This window comes from Streptococcus sp. UMB1203, from assembly GCF_030217725.1.
In the GTDB taxonomy this organism is placed as follows: Bacteria; Bacillota; Bacilli; order Lactobacillales; family Streptococcaceae; genus Streptococcus.
The window spans coordinates 38,824-57,052 of record NZ_JASOOK010000011.1; the positions used below are offsets into that span (position 1 = coordinate 38,824).

Annotated in this window: 20 protein-coding genes; 1 reads left to right on the forward strand and 19 read right to left on the reverse strand. The window is 42.2% G+C overall.

Going from position 1 to position 18,229, the window contains the following annotated elements; genetic code table 11:
- Positions 1 to 158: 158 nt before the first annotated feature.
- The 3 genes from murB to budA form a co-directional block, all read right to left on the reverse strand.
- A complete protein-coding gene (murB, locus tag QP439_RS04265; RefSeq protein ID WP_000111589.1) occupies positions 159 to 1,064 on the reverse strand; it encodes a UDP-N-acetylmuramate dehydrogenase in 906 nt (301 codons plus the stop codon).
- A 112-nt stretch (positions 1,065 to 1,176) separates the two neighbouring features.
- Positions 1,177 to 1,929: a YhfC family intramembrane metalloprotease gene (locus QP439_RS04270; RefSeq protein ID WP_049502181.1), complete on the reverse strand. Its 753-nt coding sequence runs from the start codon at positions 1,927 to 1,929 to the stop codon at positions 1,177 to 1,179.
- A gap of 9 nt (positions 1,930 to 1,938) precedes the next feature.
- Positions 1,939 to 2,670 carry an acetolactate decarboxylase gene (gene budA / locus QP439_RS04275; RefSeq protein WP_000360293.1) on the reverse strand — a complete coding sequence of 244 codons (732 nt, stop codon included), beginning with the start codon at positions 2,668 to 2,670 and terminating at the stop codon, positions 1,939 to 1,941.
- Positions 2,671 to 2,811: 141 nt separating this feature from the next.
- On the opposite strand from budA, the gene QP439_RS04280 reads away from it, so the two are divergent.
- Positions 2,812 to 4,083 (forward strand): aminotransferase-like domain-containing protein, encoded by a 1,272-nt coding sequence (locus tag QP439_RS04280; RefSeq protein ID WP_261121960.1) that lies wholly within the window; start codon positions 2,812 to 2,814, stop codon positions 4,081 to 4,083.
- A 20-nt stretch (positions 4,084 to 4,103) separates the two neighbouring features.
- Here the strand turns inward: QP439_RS04280 and QP439_RS04285 are convergent, their stop codons facing one another.
- From QP439_RS04285 to QP439_RS04360, 16 genes are all read right to left on the reverse strand, one after another.
- Entirely contained in the window at positions 4,104 to 4,919 is an 816-nt protein-coding gene (locus QP439_RS04285) for an ABC transporter substrate-binding protein (RefSeq protein WP_049541117.1), read from the reverse strand.
- A gap of 157 nt (positions 4,920 to 5,076) precedes the next feature.
- A complete protein-coding gene (gene phoU / locus QP439_RS04290) occupies positions 5,077 to 5,730 on the reverse strand; it encodes a phosphate signaling complex protein PhoU (protein WP_000946458.1) in 654 nt (217 codons plus the stop codon).
- An 11-nt stretch (positions 5,731 to 5,741) separates the two neighbouring features.
- Complete coding sequence (gene pstB / locus QP439_RS04295) at positions 5,742 to 6,500, reverse strand: phosphate ABC transporter ATP-binding protein PstB (RefSeq protein WP_000133484.1); 759 nt, start codon at positions 6,498 to 6,500, stop codon at positions 5,742 to 5,744.
- Positions 6,501 to 6,512: 12 nt separating this feature from the next.
- A complete protein-coding gene (gene pstB, locus QP439_RS04300) occupies positions 6,513 to 7,316 on the reverse strand; it encodes a phosphate ABC transporter ATP-binding protein PstB (protein WP_049502182.1) in 804 nt (267 codons plus the stop codon).
- A 10-nt stretch (positions 7,317 to 7,326) separates the two neighbouring features.
- Entirely contained in the window at positions 7,327 to 8,211 is an 885-nt protein-coding gene (gene pstA / locus QP439_RS04305) for a phosphate ABC transporter permease PstA (protein ID WP_000543046.1), read from the reverse strand.
- The gene (gene pstC, locus QP439_RS04310) at positions 8,201 to 9,118 is read right to left on the reverse strand and encodes a phosphate ABC transporter permease subunit PstC (protein WP_001070903.1); all 918 of its coding nucleotides are present in this window, start codon (positions 9,116 to 9,118) and stop codon (positions 8,201 to 8,203) included. The genes pstA and pstC overlap by 11 nt, the downstream gene beginning before the upstream one ends.
- Positions 9,118 to 9,996: a phosphate ABC transporter substrate-binding protein PstS family protein gene (locus QP439_RS04315; RefSeq protein WP_049502183.1), complete on the reverse strand. Its 879-nt coding sequence runs from the start codon at positions 9,994 to 9,996 to the stop codon at positions 9,118 to 9,120. Before QP439_RS04315 ends, pstC begins: the two co-directional genes overlap by 1 nt.
- Before the next feature lie 221 nt (positions 9,997 to 10,217).
- Positions 10,218 to 11,522, reverse strand: coding sequence for an RsmF rRNA methyltransferase first C-terminal domain-containing protein (locus QP439_RS04320; RefSeq protein WP_285387883.1), 1,305 nt, complete (start codon positions 11,520 to 11,522; stop codon positions 10,218 to 10,220).
- Positions 11,523 to 12,296 (reverse strand): inositol monophosphatase family protein, encoded by a 774-nt coding sequence (locus QP439_RS04325; RefSeq protein WP_261028276.1) that lies wholly within the window; start codon positions 12,294 to 12,296, stop codon positions 11,523 to 11,525.
- Positions 12,286 to 12,564 carry a UPF0223 family protein gene (locus tag QP439_RS04330; RefSeq protein WP_261028275.1) on the reverse strand — a complete coding sequence of 93 codons (279 nt, stop codon included), beginning with the start codon at positions 12,562 to 12,564 and terminating at the stop codon, positions 12,286 to 12,288. Before QP439_RS04330 ends, QP439_RS04325 begins: the two co-directional genes overlap by 11 nt.
- A complete protein-coding gene (locus tag QP439_RS04335) occupies positions 12,564 to 12,965 on the reverse strand; it encodes a Spx/MgsR family RNA polymerase-binding regulatory protein (RefSeq protein WP_000631254.1) in 402 nt (133 codons plus the stop codon). Before QP439_RS04335 ends, QP439_RS04330 begins: the two co-directional genes overlap by 1 nt.
- Positions 12,966 to 13,176: 211 nt before the next feature.
- On the reverse strand, positions 13,177 to 13,794 hold the full coding sequence (locus QP439_RS04340; protein WP_261081001.1) for a TIGR01906 family membrane protein: 618 nt from the start codon (positions 13,792 to 13,794) through the stop codon (positions 13,177 to 13,179).
- Positions 13,784 to 14,557 (reverse strand): TIGR01457 family HAD-type hydrolase, encoded by a 774-nt coding sequence (locus tag QP439_RS04345; protein WP_261081002.1) that lies wholly within the window; start codon positions 14,555 to 14,557, stop codon positions 13,784 to 13,786. Before QP439_RS04345 ends, QP439_RS04340 begins: the two co-directional genes overlap by 11 nt.
- A 7-nt stretch (positions 14,558 to 14,564) precedes the next feature.
- A complete protein-coding gene (locus tag QP439_RS04350) occupies positions 14,565 to 15,302 on the reverse strand; it encodes an acyl-ACP thioesterase domain-containing protein (RefSeq protein WP_285387891.1) in 738 nt (245 codons plus the stop codon).
- A 3-nt stretch (positions 15,303 to 15,305) separates the two neighbouring features.
- Positions 15,306 to 16,436 carry a radical SAM family heme chaperone HemW gene (hemW, locus tag QP439_RS04355; protein ID WP_285387894.1) on the reverse strand — a complete coding sequence of 377 codons (1,131 nt, stop codon included), beginning with the start codon at positions 16,434 to 16,436 and terminating at the stop codon, positions 15,306 to 15,308.
- A 175-nt stretch (positions 16,437 to 16,611) separates the two neighbouring features.
- Positions 16,612 to 18,229 (reverse strand): YPDG domain-containing protein (locus tag QP439_RS04360; protein ID WP_285387896.1); only part of this gene is annotated, 1,618 nt, incomplete at its 5' end.

The following is an 18,229-nucleotide window of genomic DNA, read 5'->3' on the forward strand; positions in this document are numbered from 1 at the left end:
TGTCATTTATTCCTTCTTTTTCATAGATTAACAGATCAGGGCTCTGTCAGGCCGCTACTACCTCGTGTAGGAGATTAAACTGCCTACATTCTTCTGCACTAACGATAGGCTTTCACCCCCTTTCCGTGACATAGTAGCAGCTTTTCAAACACCGCTTCCTACTTGCTTTCACCTAAAATACGGACTTCTCTCTCAAGAGTAACGCCTGAGTGTTCCTTGACTTTTTCGATCACAGACTCAATCAAGTCCTCATAGTCTTTGGCCGTTCCGTCTGCAACATTGATCATAAATCCTGCGTGCTTTTCAGACACCTCAACACCACCGATACGATAGCCTTTCAAGCCAGCTTCTGAAATTAATTGACCTGCAAAATGACCGACTGGACGCTTAAAGACCGAACCACAAGATGGGTATTCTAAAGGTTGTTTGAGTTCACGTAGGTGCGTCAAGCGATCCATTTCTTGCTTGATAACCTGATGAGTTCCTGGAGCTAGAGCAAATTTAGCTGACAGAACAACTGCACCAGACTCTTGAATAGCTGAATGGCGGTAACCAAAAGCCAAATCCTTGACAGACAGGGTCTCAATTTCTCCATCCTTGGTCAAGACCTTACAAGACTGCAAGATGTGGGAAATCTCGCCACCATAGGCACCCGCATTCATAAAGACAGCACCACCAACACTTCCTGGAATGCCACAAGCAAACTCAAAGCCAGTCAAACTATGACGAAGGGCAATTCGAGTTGTTTCAATCAAGTTAGCACCAGCTTCTGCTTCAATGGTATAGCCATCAACGGAAACATTATTGAGCTTGTCACACAAGATGACAAATCCACGAATTCCACCATCACGGACGATAATATTGCTGGCATTTCCAAGTACCATCCAAGGGATATTTTCTTGATTGGCAAATTTAACAACGCGAGCCAACTCAAAACGATTTCGTGGGAAGACCAAATAATCGGCCTCTCCACCTACTTTTGTATAACTATAGCTATGCAAGGGTTCCTTAAAACGGATATCAATCCCTTCTAAGATTTCAAGCATTTTTTCTTTTACTGACATGACACTCTTCCTTTTACAAAATTCATTCCATTATACCATTTTTAAGACCATTTGACGACCCTAAAAAAATCTTGGGCTTATTTTAAACAAAAAAAGAGGCTTCCCCCTTTTCTTATGATTTTTTGCAAAAGATTGCCTTAGTTCCATAGGCAACTAGGAACAGTTCAACTAGTAGAATGACTTCAACCAAGACTGGACTTGTAATCCATCCTACTTGAGCTAGAGATGGAACAAGATCAAAGAAGGCATGAAGGCCATAGGCTGCTAATAGATATACCCAGTTTTTATGACGAACACCTTGATAAACCCAAACAGTTAAAAGCATTTGGAATCCAAGTGCTAAAATCCGTTCAAAAGCAAGCAAATAAATTTGCCAGACAGATAGCGACTGGATAGTTTTCAACATATTTTCAGACAGCAATTTCAGGACCTGTGGATTCTGAGTCTGAACTGCCGAAAGAACAATGTAGAGATTGATGAGGCTAGTAACACCTAAGAAAATCAATTCCAAACCACCATGCCCCAATCCATAAGCAAGGGCATCTGATTTTTCCAAGTTTCTTTTTTTCTTCAACCATTTAAAGAAGATAAGACGAGCTGTTTCCTCAAAGAAAGCCGCCATAGCTAGGCCATAGACAATATAAACCAGGGGATGGTCTTGTAAAAGAGCAATACTTCCATCTTTTTGAGGATGAAGAACTATGATATGAATCAATTTTTCTAGAATCTGTGAAGAGAGAAAGAAGGCAACAGCCCCCAAGCCCAAGACAGCTAAATTAATCTGGTATTTCTTTTTGGCATACCAAATGCTCCCTATCAAAAAAGCCAGCAACAGCACCATGGTAATAATGATATGAATGGTCATTTTCTTCTCCTATTCTGCCTTTTCAATATCTTTTTTCATCTCGTCAACATTGAACTTAGCAAACAAGTATTGACGGTCTTGGACTGGGAAACGTTGATCCAACTGGTCAACTGCTCCCACCTCGATAATGCCTTCCTTGATGACAAAGTCCATGACATGCCCACCGAAGGTCAAGTCATCTGATATGAAGTGCAGATGGTAGCCTGCCACACTAACTCCATGGAAAATCTCTGGCGTCCAGAAACCAACGATGGTTCCTGCGACATTGTCACGACGATATTCAGGCTGATGGGTTGCAACATCAGCAAACTTGGTCTCTGGTGTCGACTTGGGAATCATGCGCACATGCATATGTGAAAATTCCCCACGAATCTTGATAGAGCGGAAAAGATTTTCCCCATCATAATAAGACTCAATCCGTTCTTCCAATTCCTTATCTGTCATCTCAAACCGCTGGCGGAAAATAACCTCTGCCTGATGCGGTACTACCGCTGCATAAGGAATAAGAGCATCTGGTGACACCTCCACAATATCTGGCTGGTCGCCTGATCCTTTGGCCTGATAAGCCTTGCCATCCAAGACAATCAATTCTCCATCAATGGAATCCAAGGTTCCCAAACCAAGGTCACCATGCTCTAGCAATTCTCCTACTGTCATGGTCCCACCATAAAGGCCAGCCATCAAGGCTCCAAGGGTATTGTATTGAAATAATTTCACTGGTTCCTGCACGTTCTTATCCATTCACTTTCTTGTCTGTTATTCTATAAATGTTACTCCTAAGTATACCACATTTGCCTCTAGATGTGCACGAGAGAAACACTCTAAACATTGCCAAGAAGGAAAAAAAAGGGTACAATGTAACAAAATCAAGGGAGGTCTGGAATGAAGAAACAAAGCAAGTACCAAGAGGTCGTTGCCTATCTGAAAAATGGTATCGAGTCTGGACGATTTCCTACGGGTAGCCGCCTGCCTTCTATCCGTCAACTGAGCCTTGACTTTCACTGTAGCAAGGACACCATTCAACGAGCCCTGCTGGAATTACGGCACGAACAATACCTCTATGCCAAACCTCAGAGTGGCTACTATGTATTAGAACAAGGGCAACACCAAGACCTAGAAATCGAGGTTACAGATGAACATGCCAGCGCCTATGACGATTTCCGACTCTGCGTCAATGAAACCTTGATTGGCCGGGAAAACTACCTTTTTAACTACTATGACAACCAGGAAGGATTAGAAGACCTAAGACAGTCCATTCACAAATTACTCTTTGAGCAAGCTCTCTACTGCAAGGCTGACCAACTAGTACTGACTTCTGGGACCCAACAAGCCCTTTTTATCCTCTCTCAAATTTCCTTTCCAAGCCAAGCAAAGGAAATCTTAGTCGAACAGCCTACCTACCATCGGATGAATCGCCTCTTGATTGCTCAAGGTCTGGACTATCAAACGATTGAACGAGGCATTGATGGAATTGACTTGGAGGAACTTGAACGGCATTTCCAAACGGGAAAGATCAAGTTTTTCTACACTATTCCTCGTTTTCACTATCCTCTAGGCCATTCCTATTCAGAGCAGGACAAACGGGCTATTCTTGACTTAGCTGCCAAGTATGGGGTCTACATCGTAGAGGACGACTATCTGGGGGATTTGGACTCCAAGAAGGGCCAGACCTTCCACTATCTAGATACAGAGGAGCGCGTCATTTATATCAAGTCCTTCTCAACCAGCCTCTTTCCAGCCCTTCGGATTACGTCGCTCATTCTTCCAAATGCTATCAAAGAAGCTTTTGTGGCCTACAAAAATATCCTAGACTACGACAGCAACCTCATCATGCAAAAGGCCCTGTCACTCTATATTGACAGTCAATTATTTGAGAAAAATCGGCTGGCTCGCTTGTCCAATCAGGAAGACTACCAAAAACAAATCGAGGAAAGTTTAACCAAAACACCTTGTCCCCTTCCTCATTTTCCCCTACATGATGGCTTATTACTAGATCTGAGACAGTACCCTAAAATCGCCAGTCTCAAACACAGCCAACTGAGCTTAGACTTCTTTGAAGAGGCTTACTTAGATGCCTGCCCTTATCAATTTGCCAAGGTATCCTTAGAAAATCTAGAAAAGGTCTTAAACTATTTAAAAGCAGAATTGGAATAACCTCCAACTCTGCTTTTTTCTTATTCTTCAACTTCTGTTAGGGTTGCTGCTTTTTCAAGATATTTTTGGTAGGTACCGTCATCCTTGAGTTTTTGGATGACCTTGTCCACCACTTCTTTCAAATCAGCACTATTTTTTCTAAGAGCAACGGCATTGGCTTCGCCATCCTTCATCTTCAAGCTGACAGTTGCAACAGCTAGGTCCGCATTTTTAGCAGCATAGCTAAGGGCAACAGGCTCATCCATGTGAACAGCATCCACTTTTCCAGCCTGCAATTCATTGACAGCTTCACCCATATTAGTTAGGGAAGTCAATTGCGCTTTTGGCAATTGTTCCTTGACCATTGATTCTGGAACAGTCCCTTTTTGGGCTGCAATATTAGCACTTTCAAGGCTAGTTAAATCCTTGTATTTTTCTACATCAGACTTACGAACCAAGAAACTAATCTTGTTTTCATAGTAAGGGATTGAAAAATCAAAGACTTCTTTTCTCTCGTCAGTAGCGCTAATTCCTGCAACTGCTAGGTCAGCCTTACCAGTTTGAAGACTAGTCAAGACATTGTCAAAACTCATGCTTGAAATTTCCAACTTCACCCCAAGTTCATCAGCGATAGCCTGGGCCATGTCAATGTCCGCACCGACTACCTGGTTTTTTCCGTCAACTAAGGATTGGAATTCAAAAGGTGCATAGTCAGGACTAGTCGCCACAACTAATTTCCCCTTTTGCTTAATGGCCTCAACAGCTGACTGAGAACCATTAGAACCCGACTGGCAAGCCACTAAGAAGAAACTTGCAAGAAAGCTACATAAAACAAATATCCATTTTTTTGATTTCATAAATAAACAACCTCTCTGTTAATTTTGTATAATTATAACGCTATCCAAGATACTTGTCAAGTATTTTTTGAATTTTTATCTTAAAAATATTTTTTTCATTCAATAAAAGGAGCTATCAGTTGATTTCAAGCTCCTTTTTATACAGAATAAATCTATTTTATAATTCGACAATCTTACCTGTTTCAAAGTAAACAACCCATTCACAGATATTTTTGGCATAGTCTCCAATGCGTTCCAAGAAAGCAATCACTTGGAAATAATCACGGCCTGTAACGATAGCATCTGGATTTTTCTTGATTTCTTCTGTAGCCAAGTCACGAATGCTATCAAAGTAATGGTTGATTTTTTCGTCCATGGCTGCTACTTCATAGGCCTGATCTACTGAACCATTCAGATAGAGCTCAAGGGCTGCTTCGACGAAGTTCTTGACATCGCGACCCATTCTCTTGATTTCTTCTTCAACAGCTGGGATACGTTGTTCCCCCTTCATACGAATGGCTGCTTTTGCGATGGAAACAGCATGGTCACCCATACGTTCCAAGTCAGATACTGCTTTTAAGACTGTTAAAACGGTACGCAAGTCTTGAGAAACTGGTTGTTGAAGGGCAATCATTTCAAATGATTTCTTCTCCAATTTCACTTCGTATTCGTTTACTTCTGCATCGTCTTCGATGACTTCCTTGGCCAAATCACGGTCATGCGTAACAAAGGCACGCACTGTACGATTGATTTGGGATAGCACTTCCTGTCCCATGGCATAGAACTGGTTGTGCAATTTCTCCAAATCTTCTTCAAATTGAGAACGTAACATCATTTATCTCCTTATCCAAATTTTCCTGAAATATAGTCTTCTGTTTCCTTGTGTTGTGGGTTGAGGAACATCTTCTTAGTATCGTTAAACTCAATCAAATCTCCATCTAGGAAAAATCCTGTCTTGTCAGAAATACGAGAGGCTTGTTGCATAGAACGCGTAACCAAGAGCATAGTGTATTTATCTTTTAAGCCATACAAGGTTTCTTCAATCTTACCAGCTGAGATAGGGTCCAAGGCTGAAGTCGGTTCATCCAAGAGAATGATTTTAGGACTAGTTGCCAAAACACGAGCAACGCAAACACGTTGCTGTTGACCACCTGAAAGTCCGATAGCTGAATCATGCAGGCGATCCTTGACCTCATCCCAGATAGAAGCCCGTTGCAAGGCTTTTTCTACCGCCTCGTCCAGAACCTGTTTGTCCTTAACTCCATTGATACGAAGCCCGTAAACAACATTTTCGTAGATAGACATAGGGAAGGGGTTGGGCTGTTGGAAAACCATACCGATTTCTTTACGCAATTCAACTGTATCTGTACGAGGACTGTAGATGTTGTGGCCATTATAAACCACCGAACCGGTTGTGGTTACCTCTGGATTGAGATCCCCCATGCGGTTGATAGCCTTGAGGAGGGTTGACTTCCCTGATCCAGATGGACCGATCAAGGCTGTAATTTCCTTAGGTTGGAAAGATAGGGAAACACTATTCAAGGCCTTCTTTTGATTGTAGTAAACGGACAGGTCTGACACCTGTAAAATCGCTTCTGTCATACTGTTTCCTTTCTATCCAAAGTGTCCTGTTACGTAGTCATTGGTTGACTGTAGTTTAGCATTTTGGAAAATATTAGAGGTCTTATCGTACTCGATCAAGTCACCCAAGTAGAAAAATCCTGTGTAGTCACTAGCACGCGCAGCCTGCTGCATACTGTGAGTCACGATGATGATGGTAAAGTCCTTCTTCAATTCCAACATAGTTTCTTCCAGCTGGGCTGTCGCAATGGGATCCAAGGCTGACGCTGGTTCATCCATCAAAAGGATATCTGGTTTGACAGAGATGGCACGAGCGATACAGAGACGTTGCTGCTGACCACCTGACAGGGTCAAGGCTGACTTTTGCAAATCGTCTTTGACCTGATCCCAAAGGGCAGCTTGACGAAGAGAGGTTTCCACAATTTCATCCAAGACTTGCTTGTCCTTAACCCCTGCACGTTCATGGGCAAAAGTGATATTGCGATAGATAGACTTGGCAAAAGGATTTGGTCGTTGGAAGACCATTCCGATGTGTTTACGCATCTCGTAAACGTTGATTTCTGGACGGTTGACATCAATCCCTTGGTAGAGAATTTGACCTGTTACCTTAGCAATATCAATGGTATCATTCATACGGTTGAGACTGCGGAGGTAGGTTGATTTCCCAGATCCAGATGGGCCAATTAAGGCTGTAATTTTATTTTTTTCAAATTGCATATCGATGCCCTTAATGGATTCTTTTTTACCGTAGTAAACATGTAAATCCTTAGTAGAGAGGGCCACTTTCTCTTCAGGAAAGGTGATGATATGCTTTTCATCCCAATTATATTTTGACATGGCTTCTCCTTTAGGCAGCGGTTAATTTCTTATGTAGGTAGCTTCCGAGTTTACGGGCTCCAAAGTTAAAGATGAGGATAAAGATGAGGAGCACGGCCGCAGAACCTGCTGATACGATGGTTCCATCTGGAATGGTTCCTTCGCTATTGACTTTCCAGATGTGGACAGCCAAGGTTTCTGCTTGACGGAAGATAGAGATTGGGCTGGTCACACTGAGAATATTCCAGTTAGACCAGTCAAGAGCTGGAGCGGATTGTCCTGCTGTGTAAATCAAAGCAGCAGCCTCACCAAAGATACGACCAGAGGCCAAGACAACCCCCGTTACAATCCCTGGAAGGGCTTCTGGAATGACCACATGGACTACAGTCTCCCAACGAGAAATCCCAAGAGCTAGGCCAGCTTCACGTTGCGTGTGGTGAACGTGTTTCAAACTGTCTTCAACATTACGAGTCATCTGAGGCAGGTTAAAGACTGTCAAGGCCAAGGCACCTGAAATGATTGAAAATCCATACTCAAACTGAACTACAAAGATCAAGTAACCAAATAGACCCACAACCACTGATGGCAATGAAGACAAGATTTCAATACAGGTTCTGACAAAGTTGGTCACAGGACCTTTTTTGGCGTATTCAGCTAGGAAAATCCCAGCTCCCATAGACAAAGGCACAGAGATAATCAAGGTAATGACCAAAAGGAAGAAGGAATTATAAAGCTGAATTCCAATCCCTCCACCTGCTTGGTAAGATGATGATTTGCCAGTCAAGAAAGACCAAGAGATGTGGGGCAAACCACGAACCAAGATATAAAGAATCAAGGATGCCAAGATGGCAACGATAATTCCTGCAATTGAGTAGAGGACAGCTGTTGCAATTTTATCTAATTTCTTAGCGTGCATAGTTTTTCTTTCCTCTTTCTTTCGTAATCAATTTAATCACACTGTTGAAGGCCAAACTCATCAAGAGCAAGACTAAGGCTAGTGACCAGAGAACGTTATTGTCAACGGTTCCCATAACTGTATTTCCGATACCCATGGTCAAGACAGAGGTCAAGGTCGCAGCAGGTGTTGTCAATGAAGTTGGGACAACGGCTGAGTTTCCGACCACCATCTGAATGGCCAAGGCCTCACCAAAGGCACGCGCCATCCCAAAGACCACTGCTGTAAAAATCCCTGAACGCGCAGCCTTTAAGGTCACGCGCCAGATGGTTTGCCAACGAGTGGCTCCCATAGCCAAACTAGCTTCGCGGTAGTGACGAGGCACCGCACGCAAGCTATCAGTTGTCATAAAGGTTACCGTTGGTAGGATCATGACAAAGAGAACAAAAATCCCTGATAAAATCCCAAAACCAGTTCCACCAAAGACACTACGGACAAAAGGAACTACGACCTGTAAACCGATAAATCCATACACGACTGAAGGAATTCCGACCAGCAATTCAATGGCTGGTTGCAAGATTCTAGCACCTTTTGGTGAGACTTCGGTCATAAATACTGCCGCACCAATAGCAAAAGGAGTTGCGATAAGGGCCGATAGGATTGTGACAATAAAGGAACCCAAAATCATAGGAAGGGCACCAAATTGTTTACCTGAAGGATTCCAAGTTTGGCCAAAGAGGAAATCAAAGATGTTAACCCCATTGACAAAGAAGGTCGACAAACCTTTTTGGGCTACGAAGATCAAAATCATAGCCACGATGATGACAATCAAAGACAGACAGGCAAAGGTCAAGCCTTTTCCAAGTTTCTCTAAACGAGAGTTCTTTGAGGGAGAGAGTAATTTTTTAGCTAATTCTTCTTGATTCATTAGTGACTCCCTTCTAGTGCTGTCACCGTTCCTACAGCATCTTTTTCAACCTTCATTTCCTTGACAGAAATATAGCCCATTCCCTTAACGATTCCACTTTGCGCTTCATCTGAGAGGACAAAGTTGAGAAATTCTGCCACCAATTCATTTGGTTGACCTAGGGTATACATGTGTTCATAAGACCACAAAGGCCAGTTATTGGTTGTAACATTTTCTGCAATCGGCTCATAGCCATTCAACTTCATGCGTTTCACCGAGTCATCCACATAGGCAAAGGCTAGGTAAGAAATGGCTCCTGGTGTCTGGGAAACAATGTTTTTGACCATCCCATTTGAATCCTGTTCTTGACTCTGCACAGCAGACTGACCATCCATGATAACACTATCAAAGGTTGCACGTGAACCAGAACTTGCTGCACGGTTAATAATAGAAATGGCTAGGTCTTTCCCGCCGACTTCTTTCCAGTTGGTTACTTGACCTGTGAAGATGCTACGGAGTTGTTCTGTTGTCAGATTTTCAACGTCAACTTCCTTGTTTACAATCACTGCCAAGCCCGCTACGGCTACCTTATGATCCACTAGAGCGGATGCGTTGATACCGTCTTTTTCCTCGGCAAATACGTCTGAATTTCCTACATCAACGGCTCCAGACTGAACCTGAGACAGACCTGTACCAGATCCTCCACCTTGGACGTTGACTGTTTTTCCAACGTGTATAGAGCCAAATTCATCTGCTGCTGCTTCGACCAAGGGCTGAAGAGCCGTTGAGCCAACAGCTGTCATGGATTCCCCACGATCAATCCAGCTAGCACATCCCGCCAAAGAACCTGCTAGCAAAAGAGCCGCAAGGGATAGAGCGAGTTTTTTCCTTTTTTTCACTGTTTTTTCTCCTTGAAAATAATGGTGAATGCTGTGAATTTTTTCAACTATTTATTTATGTTTTTCTTTTTTAAAATTGGGAACCAACCGAAGTTGCTAGCTTAGTTTTACTAGAAATTTGCTCAGTTGTCTTCTCAACAAATTTTGACTTAAAATAAAAGACAATTTGAAAAAATCCATACTTCCACTATAACATAGACAAGCTACTTTGACTAGCATTTTCACTTGAATCTGAGGCCTTTTGGAAAATAATTTTTCAAAACATTTCCAGTCACCTTAGCAAAGCCCAAACCATTGCCTTGAACCAAAACTTGGTACCAACCATTTGGCAGACTTTCTGCCAGATGAACAGTTTCTCCAGCCACATACTTTACAAACTCTTCTTGGTCAATTTCAACCGACTGCTTGACCTGACTCGGTTTCAAGGCTAGACCAAGAGCAAAACTAGGCTCAAAGCGTTTCTTCTTAAAGGTACCCAGATGCAGTCCATTACGAGCAATCTTGAGCTTCCCTAAATCTGGCAAAAATTCTGGCAGGAGATAGAGTTGGTCACCAAAAGTCTGCAAGATTCCCCTTAGATTGATTTTCAGGTGTTTTTGGGCAAATTCCTGCCACAAAGTAACTTGTTCTCGGCTGAGATTGCTCTTACTTGCCTTAAATTTAGGAGCTGGATTGTCACCTCTAAATTGTAAATGAGCTACAAACTGACCCTCTCCCTTAAAATGATGAGGGTACATCCGAGCCGTTTCTGGCAGGTCAATACCAGCTACCATTCCATTGATATGCTCTACTGGCAGCAAATCAAAATCATACTCTTCCAGTAGCCAATTGACGATCTCTTCATTTTCCTCAGGTGCCCAGGTACAGGTTGAATAAACCAAACGACCACCTTCTGCTAGCATGGTTACTGCTTCCTCCAGAATTTCTCTTTGCAAGCTAGCACATTGACTTGGATAATCTAAGCTCCAATAGTCCATAGCATCTGGTTGCTTACGAAACATTCCTTCCCCAGAGCAAGGGGCATCAAGGACGATTAAGTCAAAATAGCCTTTAAAGACCTTGGCCAAGCGGTCAGCAGATTCATTGGTCACCACGACATTTGTCGCTCCAAAGCGCTCCATGTTTTCTACTAAAATCTTAGCCCGTTTGCTTGAAATTTCATTGGAGACGAGAAGACCCTCCCCTGCTAGATAGGCTGCCAGTTGGGTTGATTTGCCACCTGGTGCAGCGGCCAGGTCCAAGACCTTCATACCAGGACTGGGCTGGGCTACCTGAGCCACCATTTGGGCAGCGGGTTCTTGCGAATAAACTAAACCTGTAGCATGCTCAGGCGATTTCCCTGAAACCTTCCCATAGTGGCCCCAAGGGGTTTGAGGAATAGCATCAGGAAAGGAAACTGGCGCTTCTTTTAAAGGATTGACCCGAAAGGCCGAAACCGCTTCCTCCTCAAAAGAGGCAAGAAAATCTCTTGCCTCATCTCCTAGTATCTCTTCATATTTTTCAACAAATCCTTCTGGAAATTGCATTTAAGTTCTTTTCCTTTCGTAAATATAGGACTGAATTTCCTCCTGCATCTCAAGAGGCACCATCATGACCGGCTGTCTGGTTTGAAAATCAAGCGCTTGGCCAGAAAGGGTCACAACCCGATAGCCCAGATTTTCCCCTAAAATACTAGCCGCAGCATAATCCCATGGTTGCAGATAGGTGACATAGGTCAACAAACGCCCTGACAAAATCTTGGCAAAACTAATGGCCGCACTCCCATAGACACGAACACCAAGGACAGCTCGACTCAAATCAGCCAAGCCCCATTCATTGGTTTCTAGCATGCCACTATTCCCTGCAATGAGAAAATCTCCAAGTGGTTTTGCTTTAAAAGGAGCAAGGGGCTTATCATTTAGACAAACTGGAAAGGCTCCACCACCGTGGTAACAATCCCCTTTGACCACATCATAAATCAGACCAAACTGACCTTGACCATTTTCAAAATAAGCCATCATAACAGCAAAATCTTCCTGCTGGGCTACAAAATTATTGGTACCATCAATTGGATCAATGACCCAAACCTTGCCCTCTTGAACCGAGGCTCGCAGACAACCTTCTTCAGCACAAATCTTATCCTCAGGATAACGGGATAAAATCTCACCAACCAAGAGCTCCTGAACTTCCTTGTCCAGTCTGGTCACCAAATCTGTTGGAGAGGTCTTCGTCTCAACACACAAATCTTCCTGCATATGGTCAAGGATGTACTGGCCCGCCTTCTTGACCAGCTCTTTAGCAAATTCAAATTTACTTTCCAAGAGAAATCTTTCCTTCCCCTTTTTCCTTGGCAGCCTGAACCGCTCGGTAGAGCGAATAGCCACTAACTGTTTCAAATTCTCGTCCCAAACGTTTCTCTTCACTCTTGCTTGGCACGACCACCTTGAATCCCTTATAGGAGTCCAGTAACTTTTTAGCCTCTACCTTGCTTTCATAGGCAGCTTCAACATCATTAAAAAAAGAAAGCACTGAAGCAAGTTCTTCAGTGCTCCACGACAAATCTAGTGGGTAACTATACTGTTTGTTCATTAACTAATACCAGCTCTCATTCTTGCTTCTTTTAGTTCTTGCTTACGGTAACTACGAGGGAGAAAAGCACGAATCTCATCTTCATTAAAACCGATCTGCATACGTTTGGCATCAATAATAATGGGACGACGCAAAAGACTAGGATACTGCTCAATCAAATGAAGCAATTCTGATACCGAAATACTTTCTACATCAATATCTAATTTTTGAAAAATTTTTGAACGAGTTGAAATAATGTCATCAGTACCATTTTCGGTCAAGGAAAGGATGTGTTGCAATTCTTTTCTTGTTAAGGGACTGGTCATAATATTGTGTTCCTCAAAGGGCACCTTATGTTTTTCTAGCCAGGCCTTTGCCTTACGACATGAAGTACAGCTCGGTGATAGAAATAGTGTAATCATGCTTTTCTCTTCTTATCTATACTTTGCTACCTCTATTATACAAAAAAATAAAGCGCTTGACTAGAGATTTTTAGAAAAAAAGCCTATTTTTTCAAGAAAAATAGACTGTTTGCGAACGATTAATACATTTCTGAATTAGTTAATTCACTCTTAACGATAGTTTCGAATCACACACCTAATTTATACATGTGAAATAAGAACATCTTTCGTTTCACTTCCTACGACTTTTTAGATAAAGATAGCCAAAGAAGCTTTCATAGAGGGCAAAAAAGAGGAGGAAGGCATGAAGGAAAAAGGTCTCTGGCAAAATCAGAATAACAGGATCCTTGGCTGGGTCAAAAAGCCAGGTATCATCTCCCACAAAGAGAATTTGATGGAAAAGAGTAAAGAATTGGTCAAAACCAATCAAAACTCCCCCAAGACCAATCAGCACAGGCAAGACTACTAGAGTCAAAAGCCCCTTACTGAATAGAGATAAAAAGCCCTTTTTCACAATCCCTTTGACAAAGACGTAAAAACTTGGCAGTGTCACTAGGGCTACTAGCTGAACCAAGTGAAAGAGATTTTTGACCACCGCAAAGTGGTGCAGACCAGCTGCTGACGAACGAAAATCAGGCATCTGCAAGACCTGGCTAAAAGGATTGGTAAGATAATTCATCAAGATATGAAAATTGTATTGAATAGTTTCTGGTTTTAGATAAACTCGATTCGTTAGGTGCAACCACTGAATCTCCATAGGATAGAAGACCCAAGCCAGATAAATGGTCAGAAGGATAGAAAGCGAGAGGAGAAAGAGCATAGAGCTCCAAAAGGTCAGTTTAGTTTTCATCAAAATCCCACTCCGCAAGACTAGAAACCACATGAGTCGGTGCGATTGGCAGGTCTGCTACTTCTTCTGCCTTGGTAAAACCTGTCGTCACCAAAAGCGTTGGAATACCATTGTCAATCCCAGCCCGGATATCAGTCAGGTAGTTATCTCCGACCATGATTAACTCTTCACGTTCCAAACCTAAGTGCTCAACCGCCTTGTCCATAATAATGGCATTTGGTTTTCCAATATAAACAGGCTTCACTCGTGTTGCTACTTCAAGAAGCGTAATCAGTGAACCAGCACCTGGCAAAAGACCGCGTTCTGTCGGGATGTTGAGGTCAGGATTGGTTCCGATAAAATGAGCTCCCTTTTGGATAGCAAGAGTTGCTGTCGCAAATTTTTCATAATCAACTTGCCAGTCCAGGCCTACTACCACATAGGCAGGATTTTCCTTGTCTTCGACATAACCAGCCGCCTTAATGGCTTCCTTAAGCCCTGCTTCTCCGATGACATAGACCGTCTTTTCAAGCCCCAAGTCATTCATATAGTCGATAGTGGCCAAAGTCGCTGTGTAGACAGTCGATAGGGGCGTATCGATATTAAAATTCTGAGCCAACATTTCTTGAACACTCTCTGGAGTACGGGTTGTATTGTTGGTCACAAAGAGATAGGGAATGTCCCGCTTTTGCAATTCATGGATAAAAGCCTCCCCTGCTGGGATTCTGTCTTTACCCTTATAAATAGTTCCGTCTAAATCAATTAAATAGCCTTTATATTTCATATTTTCTCTAATCCTTTTTCATTTCTTGCCAAGTAATCATAGCTTGGGCATTGGTAGCCCCGTCGCTTGTAATCTCATGCTTGCTTTCCAGTCCAGTCCGTTCAACAGCCGATGTAATAACCCCACCTGGTCGAACTTCCTTGACATACTTGAGGTTGATTCTCTTGGGAATATATTGGGTCAAAAAGTCCGCTCCCATAACCTCAAAAATCCAGTCCAGATACTTACTATTATTGACATGACCATTCATATCCAAGTCGTAAAAACGAACATGGTAATCCTTGCTGAATGGTTCTTCCAAAGACTCATACTTTGGCCCACGGATAAGCTTTTTATCAAAATCAGACTGATACGGAGCCACAATCTCAGGTTCGACAGCATGGACTTTTCGACTGTCGCGGTCCATGAGAACAAAGGTCGCCATCATGTGGATGAGTTCCTGACCTGCTTCATCATAAATGTTAAAGCGACGGTAGCAAAAGAGCCGATTGTAGCTCAAAGCTTCCGTTTCGATGGTAATTTCTTCCGCAAAACGAGGCAAACGAACCACCTCAATATCGTATTCTGTGATAATCCAGACCAGATTATGCTCTTCCAAAATGGCCTTATCACTAACTCCTAACTCAATCGACTGCATCCCTGAAACTTGAAGGGATAGCAAAATCACATCTGGAAGCTTGATATGACCGTTCATATCAGCCATATCAAAAGGAATTTTCATTTTCATTCGATAAGTTAAGCCCATCATCTACTCCAAAATAAATCGTTCTGCTACGGTGTCTCCTAAAAAGAGACCTCTTTTTGTCATACGAACTCGGTCACCATCTATTTGCATGAGACCTTGTTGAACCAATTCTCTGACAATTTCTCCATAAAGTCCATCGAAAGACCGTCCAAATTTTTCCTCAAATCGCGCCATGGAAACCCCTGATTTCTTGCGGAGTCCCAAGAACATTTCTTCTTCCATTTGCTCTTTTTGACTCAGGTGCTCTTCTGTGATGCGAGCATTGCCTTCCTCAACTGCATTAAGATAATGACGAATGGGACCATGATTTTTATAGCGTACTCCATTTACATAACCAGAGGCCCCAGCACCGATGCCATAGTATTCAGCATTGTCCCAGTACATGAGATTGTGGCGACTTTCAAAACCAGGCTTTGAGAAATTAGAAATCTCATAATGTTCAAAACCAGCTCGCTCCAGCTCTGCGATGATATACTCAAACATCTCAGCCTCAAGTTCCTCCTTAGGCAGAGGCAATTTCCCTCGTCGCATACGGTTCATAAAGACCGTATGATTTTCCAAAATCAAACTATACAAACTCATATGGGGAATATCCAGCCCAATGGCCTTAGCCACATTGTCCTTAACTTGCTCCATAGTCTGACCAGGCAGCGCATAAATCAAATCGATAGAGATATTGTCAAAATCAGCCAGTTTCAGGCGGTCAATATTTTCATAAATATCCTTCTCCAAATGACTGCGCCCAATCTTTTTCAACATCTTGTCGTCAAAGGTCTGCACGCCTAGCGAAACACGATTGACAGCCGAGTTTTTCAAAACAGCTATCTTATCTGCATCCAAGTCGCCTGGATTGGCTTCAATGGTCAACTCTTCTAAGACAGACAAGTCCAAGTTTTTAGTCAAGCCCTTCAATAACACCTCCAGTTGAGAAGCTGACAAAGCTGTCGGTGTGCCACCACCGATATAGAGGGTTCTCAACTTTTGAATATCATAAGATTGAAACTCTTCTAACAGATGTTCCAAATAACTATCTACCGGCTGATTCTTGATAAAAACTTTTGAAAAGTCACAATAATAACAAATTTGGGTACAAAATGGGATATGCACATAGGCTGACGTTGGTTTTTTCTGCATAGTACTTATTATACCACAAAAGCGAACAATACTTAGAATTCCGTTTAACAAAATCCTAGCATTATTCGCTTTCTTTATCTAATCATTCTTTGTATTTTATGACTAACACGATTCCCAGAATCAATCTAGTTTATCTTTACAATACAAAAGAATGAATGTTTATTTGACTAAATTTTTAGTCTTCTTTTTTCTTGCGAGCTACAAGTCCAAATCCACTCAATAGTCCAAGAAGTCCTAGAGAGGCAAGTGTCGCATTTGATTCTGTTCCTGTATTTGGCAATACATTTTGAGAATCATTTGACTTAGCTCCATTATCAATAGCATCTGTAGTATCTTCATAATTTGCATTCGAAGTAACCGTTACAGTGACTGGGATTTCTTCCGTTGAGCCATCTGGATAACGTACAAGAACTTTACCTGTAATCTTATCTCCTGGTTTCGCTCCTTCTGGAATAGTTACAGTAACTTTGCCATCTTTATCCACAGTGATAACTCCTGGTTGATCACTTTCGAAGGTTGTGCCTTCTGGAATTTTCTTACCAGATTCTTCTGTCAATGGAATTTCAACCTTAGAACCTGGGTTGCCATGGCCATCTTCATACTTCGGTGTGTAGATATCTTTATCTTGTTCACCTACTGTCACAGTGACTGGCACTTCTTCCGTTGAGCCATCTGGATAACGTACAAGAACTTTACCTGTAATCTTATCTCCTGGTTTTGCTCCTTCTGGAATTGTAACAGTGACTTTGCCATCTTTATCTACTGTGATGACTCCTGGTTGGTCACTTTCGAAGGTTGTGCCAGCTGGAATCTTCTTACCATTCGCTTCTGTCAATGGAATTTCAACCTTAGAACCTGGTTTGCCATTGCCTTCTTCATACTTCGGTGTGTAGATATCTTTATCTTGTTCACCTACTGTTACAGTGACTGGCACTTCTTCCGTTGAGCCATCTGGATAACGTACAAGAACTTTACCTGTAATCTTATCTCCTGGTTTTGCTCCTTCTGGAATCGTTACTGTAACTTTTCCATCTTTATCTACTGTGATGACTCCTGGTTGATCACTTTCGAAGGTTGTACCAGCTGGAATCTTCTTACCATTCGCTTCTGTTAATGGAATTTCAACCTTAGTTCCTGGTTTGCCATTGCCATCTTCATACTTCGGTGTGTAGATATCTTTATCTTGTTCACCTACTGTCACAGTGACTGGGATTTCTTCCGTTGAGCCATCTGGATAACGTACAAGAACTTTACCTGTAATCTTATCTCCTGGTTTTGCTCCTTCTGGAATTGTTACTGTAACTTTTCCATCTTTATCTACTGTGATAACTCCTGGTTGGTCACTTTCGAAGGTTGTGCCTGATGGAATCTTCTTACCATTTTCTTCTGTTAATGGAATTTCCACTTTAGATCCTGGTTTTCCATTTCCATCTTCGTATTTCGGTGTATAGATATCTTTATCTTGTTCACCTACTGTAACCGTTACTGGTACTTCTTCTGTTGATCCATCTGGATATCTTACTAGAACTTTACCTGTAATCTTATCTCCTGGTTTTGCTCCGTCTGGAATTGTCACAGTGACTTTGCCATCTTTATCTACTGCGATGACTCCTGGTTGATCACTTTCGAAGGTTGTACCTTCTGGAATCTTCTTACTATTTTCTTCTGTTAATGGAATTTCCACTTTAGATCCTGGTTTTCCATTTCCATCTTCGTATTTTGGTGTATAGATATCTTTATCTTGTTCACCTACTGTAACCGTTACTGGTACTTCTTCTGTTGATCCATCTGGA